The organism is Serratia proteamaculans (genome assembly GCF_013337185.1).
GTDB lineage: Bacteria > Pseudomonadota > Gammaproteobacteria > Enterobacterales > Enterobacteriaceae > Serratia > Serratia proteamaculans_D.
This window is the reverse complement of the sequence record NZ_SWDE01000006.1, coordinates 171,016-190,967: the sequence shown is the minus strand read 5'-3', so window position 1 is coordinate 190,967 and position 19,952 is coordinate 171,016. Positions and strand designations below refer to the sequence as shown.

Below are 19,952 nucleotides of genomic sequence, written 5' to 3'. Positions count from 1 at the left end.
ATTAACCCATGCGGTAGTTCGGTGACTCTTTGGTGATAGTCACGTCATGCACGTGGCTTTCCTGAATACCGGCGCCGCTGATGCGCACAAATTCAGCCTTGGTGCGCAGCTCGTCGATGGTGCCGCAACCGGTCAGACCCATGCAAGAGCGCAGGCCGCCCATTTGCTGGTGAACAATGGCTTTCAGCATGCCTTTGTAAGCCACGCGGCCTTCGATACCTTCCGGCACCAGTTTGTCGGCGGCGTTATCGGTCTGGAAGTAACGGTCGGAGGAACCTTTGGACATCGCGCCCAGTGAACCCATACCGCGATAGGATTTGAACGAACGGCCCTGATACAGCTCGATTTCGCCCGGAGATTCTTCGGTACCCGCCAGCATGGAGCCGACCATCACACAGGATGCACCCGCCGCGATAGCTTTGGCGATGTCACCGGAGAAACGGATGCCGCCGTCGGCGATAACCGGGATACCGGTACCTTCCAGCGCTTCAACCGCGTCGGCGATAGCGGTGATCTGCGGTACGCCAACGCCGGTAACGATACGAGTGGTACAGATGGAGCCAGGGCCGATACCCACTTTCACTGCGCTAACGCCGGCATCAGCCAGCGCTTTGGCGCCTGAAGCGGTCGCGACGTTACCGCCAACGATCTGCAGGTCCGGGTATTTGGCGCGGGTTTCACGAATGCGCTGCAATACGCCTTCGGAATGGCCGTGGGAGGAGTCAATCAGCAGGACGTCAACACCGGCAGCGACCAGCGCATCAACACGCTCTTCGTTACCTGCACCAGCGCCAACCGCAGCACCAACGCGCAGACGGCCATGCTCGTCTTTACAGGCGTTAGGCTTGCGTTCCGCTTTTTGGAAGTCTTTGACGGTGATCATACCCAGCAGATGGAACTGGTCATCTACCACCAGCGCTTTCTCAACGCGTTTTTCGTGCATTTTCTGCAGCACGACTTCACGCGCTTCACCTTCTTTCACCGTGACCAGGCGCTCTTTCGGCGTCATCACGGCGGTTACAGGCTGGTTCAGATCGGTGACGAAGCGGACGTCACGGCCGGTAATGATGCCAACCAGTTCGTTTTCTTCGGTCACTACCGGGTAGCCGGCAAAGCCGTTACGCGCGGTCAGTTCTTTCACTTCTTTCAGGGTGGTGGTCGGTGTTACGGCCTGTGGGTCAGTGACCACGCCGCTTTCATGTTTTTTCACGCGGCGGACTTCTTCAGCCTGACGCTCGATGGACATGTTTTTGTGGATGAAGCCTAAACCGCCTTCCTGCGCCAACGCGATAGCCAGATTGGCTTCGGTAACGGTATCCATGGCTGCGGACAGCATAGGGATGTTCAGGTGGATGGTTTTGGTCAATTGGGTGCCGAGCTCAGCGGTATTAGGCAGAACCGTAGAGTGAGCTGGAACCAGGAGAACGTCGTCGAATGTCAGTGCTTCTTTTGCGATGCGTAGCATGGGCAATATCTCACCAGAGTGGGCTGTGAAAAAGATAAAATATTGCCGCGGCATTATACAGAGCGTAATCGGTTGCCTCCAGCACTTTCTCACAAAAACTCTTGATTACCTTTTTCAGCCATGTAGTATCGACCAATTAAGTGCTTGTTTTGAAATTTGATCTGGGTCACATGCCGCTACCTGTTTCGCCGTCTATTTTTACCGTAAGCCGCCTGAATCAGACGGTTCGACAGCTGCTGGAAATGGAAATGGGCCAGATTTGGCTCTCCGCAGAGATTTCCAACTTCTCCCAACCCTCTTCCGGCCACTGGTATTTCACGCTGAAAGACGATCGTGCTCAGGTCCGTTGCGCGATGTTCCGCAACACTAACCGCCGCACCACTTTCCGTCCGCAGAATGGCCAACAGGTTCTGGTTCGCGCCAGCATTACGCTGTATGAACCCCGCGGCGACTACCAGCTGATTGCCGAAAGCATGCAACCTGCCGGTGACGGCCTGTTGCAACAGCAGTTCGACCAGTTGAAACAGCGCCTGAGCGCCGAAGGCCTGTTCGACCAACAGTTCAAGCAACCCTTGCCCAGCCCAGCCAAACGCGTTGGGGTCATTACCTCCGCCAGCGGTGCGGCGCTGCACGATGTACTGCAGGTGCTGCAACGGCGCGACCCTTCACTGCCTATTATTATTTACCCCACTTCGGTGCAGGGTGCAGAAGCACCATTGCAGATTGTGCGTGCCATCGAAACGGCTAACCGCCGCGACGAGTGTGACGTGCTGATCGTCGGCCGTGGTGGCGGTTCGCTGGAAGATCTGTGGAGTTTTAATGACGAACGCGTGGCGCGGGCAATTTTCGCCAGCCGCATTCCGATCGTCAGCGCCGTCGGCCATGAAACAGACGTCACCATTGCCGACTTTGTCGCCGACCTGCGTGCGCCAACCCCTTCTGCCGCCGCCGAACTGGTCAGCCGCAATCAGCTGGAGCTGCTGCGCCAGTTGCAGTCCCAGCAGCAGCGGATGGAAATGGCGATGGATTACTATCTGGCCCAGCGCCAGCAACAGTTCACCCGCATCAACCACCGTTTGCAGCAACAGCATCCGCACCTGCGCCTGGCGCGTCAGCAGACGCTGCTGTTCAAACTGCAGCGCCGGTTGGAAGAAGGCATGCAGAACCAACTGCGGGTCTCTTCACGCCGCAGCGAGCGGGCGCAACAGCGCTTGGCACAGATGCAGCCACAGGCACGCATTCATCGCTATCAGCAACGCGTGCAGCAGCAGGAATACCGACTGCAGCAGGCGCTGGAGCGGCAGCTCAACGCCTGGCGTCAACGCTTTGGCGTGGCCTGCAGCCAGCTTGAGGCGGTCAGCCCACTGGCAACACTGGCGCGTGGCTACAGCGTGACGCAAACCCCACGCGGCGAACTGCTGAAAACCACCAAACAGGCGCAGGTAGGTGAATTGCTGAAAACCCGTCTGCAGGATGGCTGGGTGGAAAGCGAAGTCAAAACCATTACCCTGGCCAAAAAGCCGCGCAAAAAGCGCGCGGCCGAATAACTCCGCTTATTCCAGCGTAAAACTGTCGCCGGGCACGCCGTTGATCCACAACTCGCGCGCTTCTCCGGCAGGCAAGCTGAAGGTCAGGGTGCGCCATGCCGGTTTAAAGCGGCCCTCGGTAGTAATGTTCAGCGTGATGCGCTGATTGTCACTGAGCATCTCCCAGCGCAGCCACAGCGCGTCGCCCTGCTGCCAGCCATAACTTTCCCCGTCGTCTTCGAATAACAGCCCAGAAGCGCTGCCACAGCCTTTTAGCGGATACAATTTAAGCTCACGTCGATCGTCTGCCGTTACGTCAACATGTGCCAGGCGGGATGACAACGGCAATGCCGCACCGGCACGCACCAGCAGCGGCAAGCGCTCCAACGGGGCTTCCAATACCACCGTCTGACCGCCACTGAACCATTGGCCGCTGTAGAAGCAATACCAGCCATCGCCGTTATCCGGTAAATACACCGGCCGCTGGCGTTGCCCCTGCTCCACTACGCTGGCCACCAGCAGATCGCGACCAATCATAAAATCATCGGTTTCTTTCAGGGTCTGCTCGTCATGTTCATGGTCGAGGAAGGTCGGACGCAGCATCGGCTCGTCGTCGGCACTGGCCTGCCACAACAGGGTGTAGAAATACGGCATCAGTCGGTAACGCAGGTTAATCGCCTCGCGCACCGCCGGGGTGGCGGCCGGATACATCCAGGGTTCGTTAACCGTGGCGTCGTCATTCCAGGAGTGAATGGTAAAACGCGGATGCATCACGCCGTTTTGCACCCAGCGCACCAGGAGTTCTGCGTCCGGCTTGTCACCGGAAAAACCGCCGACGTCATGCCCCAGGTTATACAGGCCGGACAGACTCATGCCCAATCCCATGCGAATGTTGTAACGCAAAGTCTGCCAGTTGGTGCGGTTGTCGCCGCTCCAGGTCTGCACATAGCGCTGCATGCCGGCGCAACCGGAGCGCGAAATCAGGTAGGGCCGCAGCTCGGGAGCAAAGCGTTGCTGAGCCTCCATTGAAGCGCGCATCATCAGTAGCGGCATCACCGGGCGAATGTGCTTGATGGCGATAGGCGTGCCAAAACCGTGGCAACGCGCCTCCCCGTCCCATACTTCATATTCGTTATTGTCATTCCAGGTGGAATCGATGCCCATCTCCAGCAGTTGCTGCGTCACGCCCTGCTGCCACCATTGCACCGCCGCTGGATTGGTGAAGTCGAGGTGCGAGCCTTCGTCATCCCAAAAGCTGGAGCGCTCCGGCCGGTCACTTTCGGAATCCCGGATAAACAGCCCCTGATCCGCCGCCTGCTGATACTGTGGATGATCCTGCAACAGGCACGGCTTGATGTTGGCCGCCAGCTTTAACCCGGCATCATGAAACGCCTGGCTCAGTTGTTTGGGCTGCGGCACCTTGTCGTAGTTCCAGTTGAACACGTAGCGCTTATTGCCGATCGAGGTGTAACCCGATGACAGCTGGAACGAGTCGCAGGGAATATCATGCTGGCGGCAGAGCTGAATAAACTGCTGTAGCTGCTGCTGGGCGTCCGGCGCATCGGTGTAATGCATGGTGGAGCCGCTGTAGCCCAGGCTCCATTTCGGCCCAAAGTGAGTCTTGCCAGTCAGGCGCACAAACGCCTTGGTCACGTCCAGTACCTTGGGGCCGAGGAACAGGTAATAATCCAGATCCCCCGCTTCGGCCTGATAGCGGCGATAGGCCAGATGGTAGTTGTCGATCTCGTTGCCCAGATCCAGCCAGCAACTGCTCAGGTTGTCGTAAAACAGCCCGAAACTGGCCTCTTCCCCACGGGTGATGGTGAAGGGAATGTGCTTGTAAAGCGGATCGGTGCTGGCGGCGTTGTAGCCCATGGCGTCCAGGTTGCGCATTTCAAAGCGACGGCCGCTACGCTCCAAATCACCGGCCTTCTCACCCAGGCCATAATAACGCTCACTAGCCTGACGGCGCTGATAGTGGGCCACGCCGTCGCCATGCGGGTTCAACAGGTAAGCGCTGGTTGGCCGATCGGCGGCCAGCGGGCGCCATTCACCGGCGGCGTTGCAGTGCTCCCATTCCAGCCACAGCGGCTGATGCACGGTAACGCGCAGTGCAGACGTCGTTACCACCAGCCGATCGTCATGTTGCTGCAACTGGTAACCCGGCAGGCCGAAGCCGGCCACGCTCAACCGGTCACGCCCTTCCCAGGGCACGTCATTCTGCGGTGCGATGCTCCAGGTGCGATCCAGCGCCAATTCGCCATTGCGTTTAATCAACACGCGGAACAGGTCGTTTTCCAGCACGTACAGGCAGAACAGGTGACGTTCGTCGACCAACAGCTCAATGCGATCGGCATACTGACCGCTCAACATCCAGTTTTTTAAGGTTTTCATAGGTATCCAACTTAACTATTGAGTGTTTTTTTACCGCCGCGTTCGGCGATTAAGGCAATCAGGAATACGGCACCGATCAGGTCGAAGAAGCCCATGGCGATAAACAGCGGATTGAAACCGACGGTATCGGAGACCGCGCCGATCAGCAGCGTGAACAGGAAGCTGGCGATCCAGGCGCTGGAGCCGCGCATACCGTTGACCGTCGCTACCTGATTTTTATCAAATGATTCCACCACCAGCGCGCTGAGCATGCAGGAGATCACCTGATGGCCGAAACCGCCGATCGAGATCAGAGCGATCGCCACGTAGGGATCTTTGGTGATCGCGACGAACGCCAGCGAGACCATCATGAATGCGCCGGTCACCGAGCTGGCAACCACCGAGTTGACGCGGCTGCAGCCAAACCATTTACGGTACAAAGTGGTGAGATAGCCGCTGGCGACGCTGCCGATGTCCGCCGCCAAAAACGGCAGCCAGGCAAACATGGCGATATGTTTTAAATCCATACCGCGTTCGGTAGCCAAATACAGCGGCACCCAGAAACTGAATACCGCCCAGGCCGGCTCGGCGAGAAAGGCCGGAATGGCAATGCCGTAGAACTTTTTGTTGCGGCAAAGAATGGCCAGCGACTTGAGGAAAGGCAGTCGGGGTAACTCCGGCTCGTTGTCTTCGCGGATCAGATCCAGCTCCTGCTGGCTCAGATTGGGGTGCTGCTGCGGCGAGTGGTAGAACCGCCACCACAGCAGCACCCAGAGCAATGCCAGCGCGCCGGAAAACAGGAAAGCGCCCTGCCAGCCAAAGGAGACGTGGGCAATAACGATGATCGGTGGTGCCAGCATGGCGCCGATAGAAAACCCGACGCCTGCCCAACCGGCGGCGATGGGCCGTTCCTTTTTCGGGAACCAGTCGGAAATCGCCTTGGCGTTGGCCGGCGTGGCCGCCGCTTCTGCTCCGCCCATAAAGAAGCGCAGGATCGCCAGTTGCACCCAGGTGCCGGCCCCGGCATGCATCATGCAAACCACCGCCCAGATGCTGGCGCAGATCAGGAACCCCATCTTCAGGCCAATCACATCGATCAGCCAGCCGCAGATCGGCTGAAACACCGTATAGGCCAGTTGGAACGACGCCACCACCCAGGAATACTGCTCGGTGGTCATGTTGAGGCTGGTTTTCAGCTCCGGCGCCAGGATACCCAGCGAGTTGCGAGTGATGTAGTTAACCGTGACACCCAGCAGAAACAGCGCCAGCATCCACCAGCGCAGTGATTTAAATTTACGCCGGCCGCTGTCGACGACCGTCTGATTAATTTCCACACTCATCTGTCTTCTCTCCACGACGGCTGCCCGGTGACACAGCGCGTTTTTTGGTAGGGTACGTTTGGCTAGCGAAGGTATGTGGGGGGTTAAATTGCATTGCGCTTCCCAGAAGCAGGCGCCTCACCTTCACAACCACATGATTTATTTTCATTTTATTTATAATCCAGTCCATTAATTGGACTGATAAATCTATAAAGTTGGCATACCAATTCAGACTAGCCAGCCGGAAGCGTGAGCGAAACGTGGTTTTTTGCAAAAATTTTCATACAAAGGATAAAAGCTCGCCATAATGGCTACCAAAGCCTGACAGTACGCTGAAAAAATGCAGTGAAAATATTTTCATCGCCAAATTTGAAGGAGATCACAGAATGAACGGAAAGCTGAAAATACAGGAAATCGCCCACCAAACCGGGTTGTCGATCAGCACCGTTTCACGCGTTTTAGCCGGCAAATCCAATACCAGTGCCGAAGCCCGCCAGAAGGTGCTGGCCTGCGCGCAACAGAAAGGGATCCTGCAGGGAATTTCCAGCGGCCGACTGATGCTGAACAGCGTGATGGTCTTCGCGCCACAACGCGCCTTTGACGTACGTACCGATATTTTTTACTACAAGGTGATCCAGGGCATTACCGCTGCACTGGCAGAACATGAGGTGCGTATTCGCTATTGTGGGCTTGAAGAACTGCACAGCGACGGCGCGCTGTTTCTGGAGAAGATGAGCGATCCGCAGACCCAGGCGGCGCTGATTATCGGTATCGATGACGAGCATATCCACCAGTTAGCCGCCGATCTGAATAAACCCTGCGTGCTGATTAACTGCAGCGACCGGCAAATGCGGCTCGATAGCGTGTCACCCGACCATCAACTGATTGGCGAATTCTCCGCCAATTACCTGTTCCAGCAGGGCCACAGCCATATTCTGAACCTGCAGTGCCTGCGTCGGCACACCATGGAGCTGCGGCTGGCGGGCATTAAACAAGCCTATGCGCGGCACAATATCGCCTTCGACGAGGGCCGCCATCTGGTCACCACCTCCGGTTTCGGTAGTGAAGAGGCCGAACAGGCACTCACCACCTTTATCAACCGGGTCAGTCAGCGCTCACAACTGCCGACGGCCATTCTTGCCGGTGGCGACTATATGGCGGTCGGCGCGGTCAAGGCACTCAACAAATTGCAGTTGAGCGTACCCGGCGATATTTCGGTGATGAGCACCGACGGTTTTAATCTGGCGGAAATTCATGACGTGCCGCTCACCTCGGTGCATGTGCCGCGCGACGAGCTGGGTTATGAGGCCATTCAACTCCTGCAGCGCCGCATGCTGCGCGCCGATGCGCCCCCGTGCAACCTGCTGCTGCACGGCAAACTGGCGGTTCGCGCCTCGGTCAAACGCGTCAGTCCCCATAAAACCAGCCCGGCGGTCAGCACTCACGATCACCGCCTTTACGATGTCTGAACTACACTTAGTGGCTGAATCCTTATAGATACCCTGTTGCTTGAAAGATGACGGGTAAAATTTTTTGCCTAAGGAGAGCCACTATGCCGACCCTAACCGCACGATCGGTCATCCCCCCTTATATGCTGCGCCGGATCATCGAGCACGGCAGCCTGCCGCAGCGCGACTGCGCATTACACACTCTAAACCACGTTCAAAGCCTGCTCGGCAACAAGCCGTTGCGCGCTCCCGGGGCGAAAACCTCGACCGGCGGTGAAGTTATCCGCGATATTTTTGATGCCGAGAACGGTACCCAACTGCCGGGTAAACAGGTGCGTAATGAGGGCCAGGCCAGTAATCATGACGTAGCGGTGGATGAAGCCTATGACTATCTCGGCGTCACCTACGATTTCTTCTGGCAGGCATTCAAACGCAACTCGCTGGACAACCGGGGCCTGCCGCTGACCGGCAGCGTGCATTACGGCAAGGAATACCAGAACGCCTTTTGGAACGGCCAGCAAATGGTCTTCGGCGACGGTGACGGCGAAATCTTTAACCGCTTTACCATCGCCATCGACGTAGTCGGCCACGAACTGGCGCACGGCGTGACCGAAAGTGAAGCCGGGCTAATTTACTTCCAGCAGGCCGGGGCGCTGAATGAGTCGCTGTCTGACGTCTTTGGTTCTTTGGTCAAGCAGTTCCACCTCAAGCAAACCGCGGATAAGGCCGACTGGCTGATTGGCGAAGGTCTGCTGGCAAAAGGCATCAACGGCAAGGGCCTGCGTTCGATGTCGGCGCCCGGTACCGCCTACGACGATCCGCTGCTGGGGAAAGATCCGCAGCCGGCCGACATGAAAAACTACATTCAGACCAAAGAGGATAACGGCGGCGTTCACCTCAACTCCGGTATTCCCAACCGCGCCTTCTATCTGGCAGCCACCGCTCTGGGCGGCTTTGCCTGGGAGAAAGCCGGTTACATCTGGTACGACACTCTTTGCGACAAGGCACTGCCGCAGGACGCTGACTTCGCCATCTTTGCCCATACCACGGTGAAACATGCCAAACAGCGCTTCGACAGTACCGTGGCGGATAAGGTACAGCAGGCCTGGCACCAGGTGGGGGTTGAGTAATGAAACCCTTGCCGGCACTCAATCAGAATACGGTCATTGAGCTGGCGCGTGAAGGCGGCTTCGCCTTTATTCCCAAACTGGCGGGCCAGCGGCGCATTGCGCTGGCCGACATTACGCCAGAGCAACGGCAGCGCCTGAATCAACTGTTGAACCAGGCGCTGCCCTACGCCCAGGAAGAGGGACAACCGGACTCACCCGGCTGCGGTGACCAACGTTATTTTCGCGTGCAGATCAGCTACTACAGTCAGGCCCTGTGCAGCGAAATCGTACTGCTGATCCCGGAAGCCAGCGCCCCGCAGGCGTTGGTCGACCTGTGGAAAACCGGTCAGGTGGATGAGTGAATGCTTACAACGGCTGATAGCTGAATAACACCCGCTTTTTGGATATCAACCCATGGCCATTCTGGCACAGGTAGTCCACCGCGCCACAGGCTTTAAGCTCTTGTAACGGCTGCCCGCAATCCGGGCAGTGGGCCAACTGTTGATAATCGCTGTTACAAGCGGCGCAATGGTAGTGACCATTCACCCACTCCATCGTTTGATCGCATTGCGGGCACTGCGCTTCCATAGTCACTCCCAGATTAAATCACGCCCCATGAGCGCAAGAAATAAATGCCCAGCGCGGTAGTGAAAAACGAGCCTACGGTGGTGATAGCAATAATATTCGCCGCCAGCGTGGCATTGCCCCCCATCGCACGCGTCATCACGTAGCTGCCAGAAGCCGTAGGCGTAGCCGAGAACAGGAAGATAATCCCCAACGCCGCGCCGTGAAAACCGCACAGCCAGCCACTCAGCGTCATTATCACCGGCACGACAAACAGCTTGGCCGAAGAGGACAGCGCCGCCACGTTGGACGAACGAAACATGGCGCGCAGATCCAAACTGGCCCCGGTGCACAGCAATGCCAGCGGCAACGACAGTGCGGAGATATAGCTGCCCGTTTGCCGGATCACCTGAGGTATTCCCAAACCGGTCTGTGCATAAGCCAGCCCGCACACCAGGCCGATAATCAGCGGATTGGTGACTATACTGCGCAACAGCGACAGACGGCTGATCCTCTTGCCCTGCCCGCCTTGCAGGCTGCGCGTGAGGGTAATCACCGACAGTATGTTAAACAGGATCACCGTCACCGTCAGGTACAGCGACCCCAACGCTATTCCTTCGCTGCCGTAGGCGGTCATGGCATAGGCCAGGCCGACAATGGCGGTATTGGCGCGGAAACCGCCCTGCACAAAGACACCGCGCTCACGCGGCTCTTTGACCAGCCAGACGGCGGCCACTTCCAGCAACAAAAAGGTGGCGAGAGTACCGATAGCGCCAAAGATCACCAGCGGCAGGTTACCCAACAGCTGTGGGTGGTTGGTAGCGATGCTGAAGAACAACAGACAGGGCAGCGCCAGGTTAAACACCAGTTTGGTGGCGCCGTCGATAAAACGGTCGTCCATCAAGCGCCAATGGCGCAGCAATATGCCCAGCAACATCATTAACAGATTGGGTACGGTGACGTTGAATGCAAAACTCCAGGTTTCCCAGGACATGATGTTCCTTCAGGCTGACGGCGGTAATAGTCAGATAATAAAACGATTTCGACCCAATAAAAAAGGGCGCGGTAGTGATACCGCGCCCTTAATACTGATTATTAGCCTTTTTTCAGGTGGCTCATCAGACGTTTACGCTTGCGCATCTGGTTCGGCGTCAGCAGGTTGCGCTTGCCGGCGAACGGGTTCTCACCCTCTTTGAACTGGATGCGGATTGGCGTACCCATTACCTTCAGAGAACGACGGAAGTAGTTCATCAGGTAGCGTTTGTACGAATCGGACAGATCGGTCACCTGGTTGCCGTGGATCACCACAATCGGCGGGTTATACCCACCGGCGTGCGCATATTTCAGCTTCACGCGGCGGCCACGTACCAACGGCGGTTGGTGATCGTCGGCTGCCATCTGCATGATTTTGGTCAGCATGGAGGTGTTCACGCGGCGGGTCGCACACTCGTAAGCTTCCAGTACCGAAACGAACAAGTTGCCAACGCCGCTGCCATGCAGGGCAGAGATAAAGTGAATGCGGGCGAAATCGACAAAGCCCAGACGCAGATCGAGCATCTCTTTCACGTGATCGCGATCTTCCTCACTCATGCCGTCCCACTTGTTGACGACAATCACCAGTGAGCGCCCACTATTGAGGATAAAGCCGAGCAGCGAGAGATCCTGATCGGAAATGCCTTCGCGGGCATCCACCACCAGCAACACCACGTTGGCGTCTTCGATCGCCTGCAGGGTTTTGATTACCGAGAACTTCTCTACGGTTTCCGTCACCTTGCCGCGCTTACGTACCCCGGCGGTGTCGATCAGCACGTATTCGCGCTCGTCGCGGACCATCGGGATATAGATGCTGTCACGGGTCGTGCCCGGCATGTCGTATACCACGACACGATCTTCGCCGAGGATGCGGTTAGTCAGCGTGGACTTACCTACGTTAGGACGACCCACGATAGCCAGCTTGATTGGCAGATCCTGCGGGTTGAAGTCGTCTTCCGGCTCTTCTTCTGCGCCTTCGAGGGTTTCACCTTCTTGCTCGGCCCAATAAGCGGCGTTAGCCTCTTCTTCGGTCAGCTCGACTTCTTCCGGCTTTTCACCAACGAACGGCACCAGTACGTGCTCGATCAACTGCGCTACGCCACGACCGTGGGAAGCCGCGATCGGATGCACGTCGCCCAGGCCCAGCGAATAGAAATCGGCGGCGGCCATGTCTGGATCCATACCGTCGGTTTTGTTGGCGACCAGGAAGGTGGCTTTCTGACGGTTGCGCAGATGCTGGGCAATGCCCAGATCCGCCGGCATCAGACCGGCGCGAGCATCGACCATAAACAGCACGATGTCTGCTTCTTCGATCGCCAGCAGCGACTGACCGGCCATGCGTGTTTCAACGCCATCTTCGGTGCCGTCAATGCCCCCAGTATCGACGATAATAAATTCATTACCCTCAACCTCAGCACGACCATACTTGCGGTCTCGCGTTAGCCCGGGGAAATCCGCCACCAGCGCATCGCGCGTATGGGTTAAACGGTTAAACAAGGTGGATTTACCCACATTCGGGCGCCCTACTAGCGCGACGACAGGTATCATTGTGAAGCCTCATTACTTAATAATCAATGCGTTACTACACTATGGATAGACACCAGAAGTGCAGCTTATAAAAATACGAAACGGCCCCTGAACATTCAGGAGCCGTTGGCAATCCGTGCGACGATCGGCGTTAGCGGGTGAAAGCGTAAACTTTTCCGCCCTTCGCCTGGATGACCAGCTTATCGCCAGCTACCACCGGCGCAGACAGGAAACCGGAGCTATCCACTTCCTGCTGAGCAACAAAACGGCCGTCCGTGGTGTTAATCCAGTGCAGGTAACCTTCAGAGTCACCGGTCACCAGGAAACCATTGTACATCACCGGTGCGGTCAGGTTGCGGTGCAGCAAATCGCTCTGCGTCCATACGGTCACGCCACCTTCGGTGCTCAACGCCACCACGCGATCGTTCTGATCGATAAGGTAGATGCGACCTGCATCAACGATAAAGTCGTTCACCGAGCCCAGTTCACGCTTCCACATGATCTGGCCGGAACGCAGATCCAACGCCGTCAGGTTGCCATTGTAACCTAATGCGTAGACAACGCCCTCAACAATCACCGGCGTAGTGTCGACATCATTCAAACGATCGATTTCGGTCGCGCCGCTCGGCTGGGAAATACGTTGCTGCCAAATCAACTGACCTTGCTGCATCAGCACGGCATTTACGCGACCGTTATCACCGCCAACAATGGCTGCGCCAAAGGCAACGGCCGGTGCGGATTCACCGCGCAACGACAGTGAAGGCATGTCCAGGTTAACCGTCCACTTCACCGCGCCGTCAGATTCGTTCAGCGCCTGCAGCAAACCGTTGGAGGTGTGGATCAGTACCATACCGTCGCTGATCACCGGACGTGAAATCGCTTCGCCGGCCACCTTGGTTTGCCAGGCTACAGTACCGTCTGAGGTATTGAGCGCGTAAACCACGGCTTTCTCACTGCCGACATAAGCTTTGTCGCCCGCGACCGCCATACCACCCGACAGCAGTGCCGGCAGGTTGCTGGACAGGAAGCCGGTTTTCTCAGAGAGATCAACCTTCCACTTTTCGTTACCGTTATCGGCATCCAGCGCTTTCACGATGCCATGACGATCGGCGGCGTAAATAGTATTGTCCTGGAAAGCCGGACGCAGGTGAGAATAGAACTCACCGACACCGTCACCAACCGAGGTACTCCACGCCTTGTTCGGCGTGAACTGATTTTCAACTTTCGGCAGCGGCGACATGGTAACCACGTCTTCTTCACTGTTGAACAGTGAGCAACCACTCAGCAAGGCAACGGAAACCAGTCCGACCAAGAGTGTTTTACGCAATTGCATGGGAATTCCCCTTAGCTGGACAAGTTATTCAATTTCATGCGCAGCAGAACCTGCAGCGCCTGAGAAGCGTTAGACTCAATGCCTTTACTGTAAGCTTCGCGCGCACCTTTGGTGTCACCTTTAGCCAACAACACGTCGCCGCGCGTATCCTGCGCCATCGCCGCCCAGCCTTCGCCTTTCACGCCATCCAGCGTTTTCAGCGCGTCATCCAGCTTTTTCTCCTGCAGCTGGACACGGGCCAGACGCAGGTTAATCATCGAAAGCATGTTTTCGTCTTTGGTCTGGCCCTGAGCCAACACCAATTGTTGATCTGCCTTGGCAAACTCATTCTGTTCAACAAAATGCTTCGCCAGCTCCAGAGAGGCCAGCACGCCGTAGCTGTTGCTGTTGGCCTGGGCAAACTTCTCCGCGGCGGCGACATCATCCGGCTTACCAACAGCCAGACGATCGCTGGCTTCCTGATAAGATTGGGACGCAGCCATCATGTTGGAGTTTTCGTGGCTCTGCCAGTAACGCCAGCCGACCAGGGCACCAATTCCGAGCACCACGCCCACTGCCAGCGCTTTGCCATTTTCGGCAAAGAACCGACGCACGGCGTCGACTTGTTCGTTTTCAGTGGTATAGACTTCCACGGTGTCCTTCTCCTTAACCTAACATCAGAGCCAGGCGCACTGCGACTTCGCTTTGCGCCAGCGTTTCTTGTTCACCACTGCGCAGGTCCTTAACCACCACCTGCTGGGCTGCGACTTCGTTCTCACCCAGGATCAGGGCGACGCGCGCGCCCCACTTATCCGCACGGGTGATCTGCTTCTTAAAGTTACCACCGCCGTAGTTGGTCATCAGTTTGAGCTGCGGCGCTGCATCACGCACGCGCTCCGCCAGCTGCATTGCTGCACTCTGAGTACCGGCACCGGAGGAGATCACATACACGTCAATGGTCGCCGCAGCCTTGAACTCCGGGTTAACCGCCTGAACCAGCAGCACCAGGCGCTCCAGGCCCATGGCGAAACCGACCGCCGGCGTTGCACGCCCGCCCAGTTGCTCTACCAGACCGTCATAACGACCACCGGCACACACCGTACCCTGAGCACCCAGACTGGTGGTTACCCATTCGAATACCGTGCGGTTGTAGTAGTCCAGACCGCGCACCAGGCGTTCATTGATGGTATATGGGATGCCTGCCTGCGCCAAAAGTTCACACAGACCTTCGAAGTGGGCTTTGGAATCTTCATCCAGATACTCGGACAGGCGGGGAGCGTCGTTCAACAGCGCCTGCACTTCCGGGTTCTTCGAGTCCAGGACGCGCAGCGGGTTGCTGTACATACGGCGTTTGCAATCTTCGTCCAGCTTCTCTTGATGCTGTTCCAGGAAGGTCACCAGAGCATCGCGGTAGTTGGCACGCGCTTCCAGTGAACCGATGGAGTTCAGCTCCAGCTTGACGTGCTCAGAGATCCCCAGCGCTTTCCACCAGCGGGCGCTCAGCAGGATCAGCTCAGCGTCGATATCCGGGCCCTGCAGACCAAATACTTCAGCCCCCAGTTGATGGAACTGGCGATAGCGGCCTTTTTGCGGGCGCTCGTAGCGGAACATCGGACCGACGTACCACAGACGCTGCTCCTGATTGTACAGCAGACCATGTTCGATGCCGGCGCGAACGCAACCAGCCGTGCCTTCCGGACGCAGCGTCAGGCTTTCGCCGTTGCGATCGTCGAAGGTATACATTTCTTTTTCCACGACGTCGGTCACTTCGCCGATCGCGCGTTTGAATAACGGGGTCTGCTCTACAATCGGCAAGCGGATTTCGCTGTAACCGTAGCCGCTAAGCACCTGCTTGAGGATGCCTTCAATACGCTGCCATAATGCCGTTTCTTCCGGCAGGTAGTCGTTCATGCCGCGAATGGCTTGAATGTTCTTTGCCACGTGAGTTCTCTGTCCGTTGTCTATAAAAATGAACCCGATTATAGGGACTTTGCCGCTCCGTATTCAACGCGAATACCGAGTTCTGCTCCCGGGTTCATAAACAAGCGGGCTAAAAAGCCCGCCGTATCGGTGTAATGCTTATTTTTCCAGCAGGTTGACCGCGATGCGATTGCTTTCATCCATCATCGACGCCTTGGCGCGGATCTTGGCTTCCAGCTGGTCAATCATCTGCTCGTTGTCGAAACGTTCTTTCTGGCGCACGCCGTCTTCGTAGAAACCGCTCTTTTTATGGCCACCGGTCACGCCCAGCGTGGAAACCAGCGCTTCGCCCGGCCCATTGACCACACAGCCGATAATCGAAATATCCATCGGCGTGATGATGTCTTCCAGACGCTGTTCCAACGCGTTGACCGTGCCGATAACGTCAAATTCCTGACGTGAACAGGTCGGGCACGCGATAAAGTTAATGCCACGGGCGCGGATGCGCAGCGATTTCAGAATGTCGAAACCGACCTTAACCTCTTCCACCGGATCGGCTGCCAATGAGATACGCAGGGTATCGCCAATGCCTTCCGACAGCAGCAGCCCCAAACCAATCGCCGACTTCACTGAGCCACTGCGTGCGCCACCGGCTTCGGTGATGCCCAGATGCAGCGGCTGATCGATACGCGCAGCCAGCAGACGATAGGATTGCACCGCCAGGAACACATCGGATGCCTTGACGCTCACTTTGAACTGGTCGAAGTTGAGACGGTCAAGGATATCAACGTGACGCATGGCAGATTCGAGCAGCGCTTCCGGCGTAGGTTCACCGTATTTTTCCTGGATGTCTTTTTCCAGCGAACCACCATTCACCCCGATACGGATTGGGATGTTTTTATCGCGCGCGCAGTCTACGACCGAACGGATACGTGACTCGTTACCGATATTGCCCGGGTTGATGCGCAGGCAGTCTACGCCATACTCGGCAACCTGCAGCGCGATACGGTAATCGAAGTGGATATCGGCGACCAGCGGCACGTTAACCTGCTGCTTGATCAGTTTGAACGCCTCGGCGGCATCCATGGTGGGGACTGAAACGCGGACGATATCAACGCCCACGCGCTCCAGCGCTTTGATCTGATTAACCGTTGCTTCAACATCAGTGGTACGGGTGTTAGTCATCGACTGCACGGCAATCGGCGCACCATCACCAATAGGCACATTGCCGACGTAAATTCGCGTTGATTTTCGACGGATGATGGGCGATTGGTTATGCATTACTTACTCTCCATTGTTGCCCTGACTCAACGACAATGGCCGCGCAATTACTGCGCGGCAACGGTCAGACGAGCAACACGGTTTGACTTAACAAACCGGCTTAAATCAACCGGCTTACCTTGATATTGAATCTGTACTGCGGCCGGTGCGCCAATGGTCAGTTTGTACGGCGCGGTACCCGCCAGGCTCAGCTTGCCGCCGCTTTTCTGGCTGCCGCTGTACAACGTTTTACCGCTGGCATCACTCACCTGCAGCCAACAGTCGGCGGAGAACTCCATGACCAGCGCGTTAGGATCAACCGCCGCTGCAGCCACGCCCGCATCAGCGGTTGGCAACGGCGCGGTTGGCGCCGCAGGCGTTGTCTCAGGCAGCGTTGTCTGGCTTGGTGAAACCACCGCAGGTTGCTGCGCGGTTGCACTGCCGGTCACGGCCGGAGTCTGAGACTGCTGTGGAGCAACGCCGGTATCAACCGGCGTGGAACCATTGTCAGCCAGAGGCGCACTGTTGTCGGCATTGCTGTCGGTCAACGGCACAGACTGGCCTTCATTGTTTTGTGAAAGCTGGGCAGAGGATTGATCGGCCATAGTGGCGATCTCTTCCTGCTGGGCCTTGTGGTTTTGCCACCACCAGGCGCCGGTCAGGCCAACCACCACGAAAACGATCAGCCAGGTGAAGCTCATCAGCCAGCCGTCGCGTTTTTTGCGGCGCTTGCCCAATGAGAAACTCTGCATTGGGGCAACTTTCGCTACCTTCAGCGGAGCCTGCTTGGCCAACATCGGCAGCAGTTCATCCTCTGGCAAACGCACCAGCTTGGCATAGGAACGGATATAACCCCGCACGAAGGTTGAAGCCAAATCTGCGGACAGATTGTCTTCTTCGATATCGCGCACGGTTGACATTTTGAGGCACAGGCGTTCTGCAACGGCCTGTTGACTCAACCCGAGTTGTTCACGGGCCTGACGCAGACGTTCGCCTGTCGTCATTGATACAGTTTTATCTTGGGAGGCTTCAGTATTCATTAGCTAAGAACTGCTGGTACTGTTTGGATTGTGGAAAACTTCGCGATAACTGCTTGCCATAGCGTTGCACGCTATCCTGGCGCCCGGCTAACGCGGCGAAACGAATCTGTAACCATAAGCTGTCGGCGCTAGCCGGCAGAACATGCTGATAACTATCGAGTAAAAGTTGCGACTGCGCGCGCTTCCCTTCTCCAAATTGCTTTTCTGCCTCCACTAACAGCGGAGTGCCTTTGTCCGGATCGATCTTCATCGCACGCGTTAACAAGGTACGTGCTTCATCGTTCTGTCCGGCCTTGAGAAAACAGTAACCTGCGTTTTCCAGGCTGTCGGCAACCTGACCGTAATCCGGTGCTACTGCCGCAGCGCTAAACTGCTGTTGTGCCGGTACATACTGCCCTAAACTGCAAAGAAACGCACCGTAATTATTCAGCACGGTGCCATTGTTCGGCGCAAGTTTGAGCGCTTGCTGATAACGCTGTTCGGCCGCGCTATTTTCGCCCATCCGCTGCTCATAAAGCGCCATGCCCAATTGGGTACGGTAATCCTGTGGGGCAGCGTCTTCCGCTTTCTCCAGATTCTGTCGCGCGGCGGGTAAATCGCCCTGCTTGAGATATTCCAGACCCAGTTGCAAACGCGTCTGGCCCGCTTGCGACTGTGCGTCTTTTTCTTCCGGCGTTGAACCAGAACAGCCGGCCAGTAAACCGGCCGCCAGCAACGTTCCCCACAGAGTCAGCTTCATGCCTGCATTCATTTCCTTGTCAGATGTTACCTAAGCGTCTGATTACATAACAGACTGTAAGATAACAAAAAAATCATGCTATAGGGTTCAGACCGCACGTACTGAGATAGGTTCCCCGGCCATTTTCTTTTTCAGGGTACGCTTGGTACGGTCGATCACTTCACCCGCCAGTTGCCCGCAGGCGGCATCGATATCATCACCACGGGTTTTACGAACAATAGTCGTAAAGCCGTATTCCATCAACACTTTGGAAAAACGATCCACCCGGCTGTTGGAGCTGCGGCCGTAAGGTGCGCCCGGGAAGGGGTTCCATGGGATCAGGTTGATCTTGCATGGCGTGTCTTTGAGGACTTCTGCCAGCTGGTGCGCGTCGTCGGTGCTGTCGTTGATGTGATCCAGCATCACGTACTCAACCGTTACCCGGCCCTGGTTGGCATTGGATTTTGCCAGGTAGCGACGTACCGCCGCCAGGAAGGTCTCGATATTGTATTTACGGTTGATCGGCACGATGTCGTCGCGGATCTTGTCGTTCGGCGCATGCAGCGAGATCGCCAGCGCAACGTCGATCATATCGCCCAACTTGTCCAGTGCCGGCACCACGCCGGAGGTAGACAGGGTCACGCGACGCTTGGACAGGCCAAAACCGAAGTCGTCCAGCATGATTTCCATCGCCGGTACCACGTTGTTCAGGTTGAGCAACGGCTCACCCATGCCCATCATCACCACGTTGGTGATCGGGCGTTCGCCGGTCACTTTCAGCGCACCGATGATTTTCGCCGCACGCCACACCTGGCCAATGATTTCCGACACGCGCAGGTTGCGGTTAAAGCCTTGCTGAGCGGTCGAACAGAATTTGCACTCCAGTGCACAACCCACCTGGGAGGAGACACACAGGGTCGCACGGTCGCCGTCCGGGATATACACGGTTTCGACCTGCTGATCGCCCACTTTGATCGCCCATTTAATGGTGCCATCGGCTGAGCGCTGTTCTTCCGCCACTTCTGGCGCACGGATCTCGGCGACGCTCTGCAATTTATTGCGCAGGACCTTGTTAATGTCGGTCATCTGCTCAAAGTCATCGCAGCAATAGTGGTACATCCACTTCATGACCTGATCGGCACGGAAGGGTTTCTCGCCCATTTTGGCGAAAAACTCACGCAATTGCTGACGGTTCAAATCCAGCAGGTTAATTTTGGCCACAGCCGGTTGTTCCGCGTTAACGGATTGAGTAGTCAGCGAATTATTTTCAGACACGATGTGCTCGGACGTGATGGGTTCTAACATAATTGATCTCTGGCCTCGTTGTTACACGTTACGG

General features: G+C 56.7%; 17 protein-coding genes. 4 read left to right on the top strand and 13 right to left on the bottom strand.

Going from position 1 to position 19,952, the window contains the following annotated elements:
• Position 1: 1 nt before the first annotated feature.
• The gene (gene guaB / locus FCL49_RS20675) at positions 2 to 1,465 is read right to left on the bottom strand and encodes an IMP dehydrogenase (RefSeq protein ID WP_012146304.1); all 1,464 of its coding nucleotides are present in this window, start codon (positions 1,463 to 1,465) and stop codon (positions 2 to 4) included.
• A 170-nt stretch (positions 1,466 to 1,635) separates the two neighbouring features.
• Here guaB and xseA point away from each other — a divergent pair, with 170 nt between their 5' ends.
• Positions 1,636 to 3,012, top strand: a complete 1,377-nt coding sequence (xseA, locus tag FCL49_RS20670; RefSeq protein ID WP_174355033.1) for an exodeoxyribonuclease VII large subunit — start codon at positions 1,636 to 1,638, stop codon at positions 3,010 to 3,012.
• Positions 3,013 to 3,018: 6 nt separating this feature from the next.
• Here xseA and FCL49_RS20665 read toward each other — a convergent pair whose 3' ends face one another.
• The gene (locus tag FCL49_RS20665; protein ID WP_174354947.1) at positions 3,019 to 5,385 is read right to left on the bottom strand and encodes a glycoside hydrolase family 31 protein; all 2,367 of its coding nucleotides are present in this window, start codon (positions 5,383 to 5,385) and stop codon (positions 3,019 to 3,021) included.
• An 11-nt stretch (positions 5,386 to 5,396) separates the two neighbouring features.
• Positions 5,397 to 6,704 carry an MFS transporter gene (locus FCL49_RS20660; RefSeq protein WP_174354946.1) on the bottom strand — a complete coding sequence of 436 codons (1,308 nt, stop codon included), beginning with the start codon at positions 6,702 to 6,704 and terminating at the stop codon, positions 5,397 to 5,399.
• Between the two features lie 365 nt (positions 6,705 to 7,069).
• Here FCL49_RS20660 and FCL49_RS20655 point away from each other — a divergent pair, with 365 nt between their 5' ends.
• The 3 genes from FCL49_RS20655 (at position 7,070) to FCL49_RS20645 (ending at position 9,602) form a co-directional block, all read left to right on the top strand.
• Positions 7,070 to 8,152 carry a LacI family DNA-binding transcriptional regulator gene (locus FCL49_RS20655; protein WP_174354945.1) on the top strand — a complete coding sequence of 361 codons (1,083 nt, stop codon included), beginning with the start codon at positions 7,070 to 7,072 and terminating at the stop codon, positions 8,150 to 8,152.
• 83 nt (positions 8,153 to 8,235) lie between these two features.
• On the top strand, positions 8,236 to 9,261 hold the full coding sequence (locus FCL49_RS20650) for a M4 family metallopeptidase (RefSeq protein WP_174354944.1): 1,026 nt from the start codon (positions 8,236 to 8,238) through the stop codon (positions 9,259 to 9,261).
• The gene (locus FCL49_RS20645; RefSeq protein WP_174354943.1) at positions 9,261 to 9,602 is read left to right on the top strand and encodes a protealysin inhibitor emfourin; all 342 of its coding nucleotides are present in this window, start codon (positions 9,261 to 9,263) and stop codon (positions 9,600 to 9,602) included. The genes FCL49_RS20650 and FCL49_RS20645 overlap by 1 nt, the downstream gene beginning before the upstream one ends.
• Positions 9,603 to 9,606: 4 nt before the next feature.
• Here the strand turns inward: FCL49_RS20645 and FCL49_RS20640 are convergent, their stop codons facing one another.
• The 10 genes from FCL49_RS20640 to FCL49_RS20595 all read right to left on the bottom strand — a co-directional run bounded on the left by FCL49_RS20640 (position 9,607) and on the right by FCL49_RS20595 (position 19,918).
• A complete protein-coding gene (locus FCL49_RS20640) occupies positions 9,607 to 9,828 on the bottom strand; it encodes a zinc ribbon domain-containing protein (protein ID WP_174354942.1) in 222 nt (73 codons plus the stop codon).
• Between the two features lie 13 nt (positions 9,829 to 9,841).
• The gene (locus FCL49_RS20635; RefSeq protein WP_174354941.1) at positions 9,842 to 10,798 is read right to left on the bottom strand and encodes an AEC family transporter; all 957 of its coding nucleotides are present in this window, start codon (positions 10,796 to 10,798) and stop codon (positions 9,842 to 9,844) included.
• Between the two features lie 101 nt (positions 10,799 to 10,899).
• Positions 10,900 to 12,384 carry a ribosome biogenesis GTPase Der gene (gene der / locus FCL49_RS20630; RefSeq protein ID WP_012146313.1) on the bottom strand — a complete coding sequence of 495 codons (1,485 nt, stop codon included), beginning with the start codon at positions 12,382 to 12,384 and terminating at the stop codon, positions 10,900 to 10,902.
• A gap of 130 nt (positions 12,385 to 12,514) precedes the next feature.
• Entirely contained in the window at positions 12,515 to 13,696 is a 1,182-nt protein-coding gene (gene bamB / locus FCL49_RS20625; RefSeq protein WP_174354940.1) for an outer membrane protein assembly factor BamB, read from the bottom strand.
• An 11-nt stretch (positions 13,697 to 13,707) separates the two neighbouring features.
• Positions 13,708 to 14,328, bottom strand: a complete 621-nt coding sequence (locus FCL49_RS20620; RefSeq protein ID WP_174354939.1) for a YfgM family protein — start codon at positions 14,326 to 14,328, stop codon at positions 13,708 to 13,710.
• A gap of 13 nt (positions 14,329 to 14,341) precedes the next feature.
• Positions 14,342 to 15,616 carry a histidine--tRNA ligase gene (gene hisS / locus FCL49_RS20615; RefSeq protein ID WP_174354938.1) on the bottom strand — a complete coding sequence of 425 codons (1,275 nt, stop codon included), beginning with the start codon at positions 15,614 to 15,616 and terminating at the stop codon, positions 14,342 to 14,344.
• 138 nt (positions 15,617 to 15,754) lie between these two features.
• Positions 15,755 to 16,876 carry a flavodoxin-dependent (E)-4-hydroxy-3-methylbut-2-enyl-diphosphate synthase gene (gene ispG, locus FCL49_RS20610; RefSeq protein ID WP_012146317.1) on the bottom strand — a complete coding sequence of 374 codons (1,122 nt, stop codon included), beginning with the start codon at positions 16,874 to 16,876 and terminating at the stop codon, positions 15,755 to 15,757.
• Positions 16,877 to 16,923: 47 nt separating this feature from the next.
• Positions 16,924 to 17,895: a cytoskeleton protein RodZ gene (gene rodZ, locus FCL49_RS20605; protein WP_135317596.1), complete on the bottom strand. Its 972-nt coding sequence runs from the start codon at positions 17,893 to 17,895 to the stop codon at positions 16,924 to 16,926.
• Positions 17,885 to 18,634: a type IV pilus biogenesis/stability protein PilW gene (gene pilW, locus FCL49_RS20600; RefSeq protein ID WP_174354937.1), complete on the bottom strand. Its 750-nt coding sequence runs from the start codon at positions 18,632 to 18,634 to the stop codon at positions 17,885 to 17,887. Before pilW ends, rodZ begins: the two co-directional genes overlap by 11 nt.
• An 87-nt stretch (positions 18,635 to 18,721) precedes the next feature.
• Positions 18,722 to 19,918, bottom strand: a complete 1,197-nt coding sequence (locus tag FCL49_RS20595; RefSeq protein ID WP_012146320.1) for a bifunctional tRNA (adenosine(37)-C2)-methyltransferase TrmG/ribosomal RNA large subunit methyltransferase RlmN — start codon at positions 19,916 to 19,918, stop codon at positions 18,722 to 18,724.
• Positions 19,919 to 19,952 lie beyond the last annotated feature (34 nt).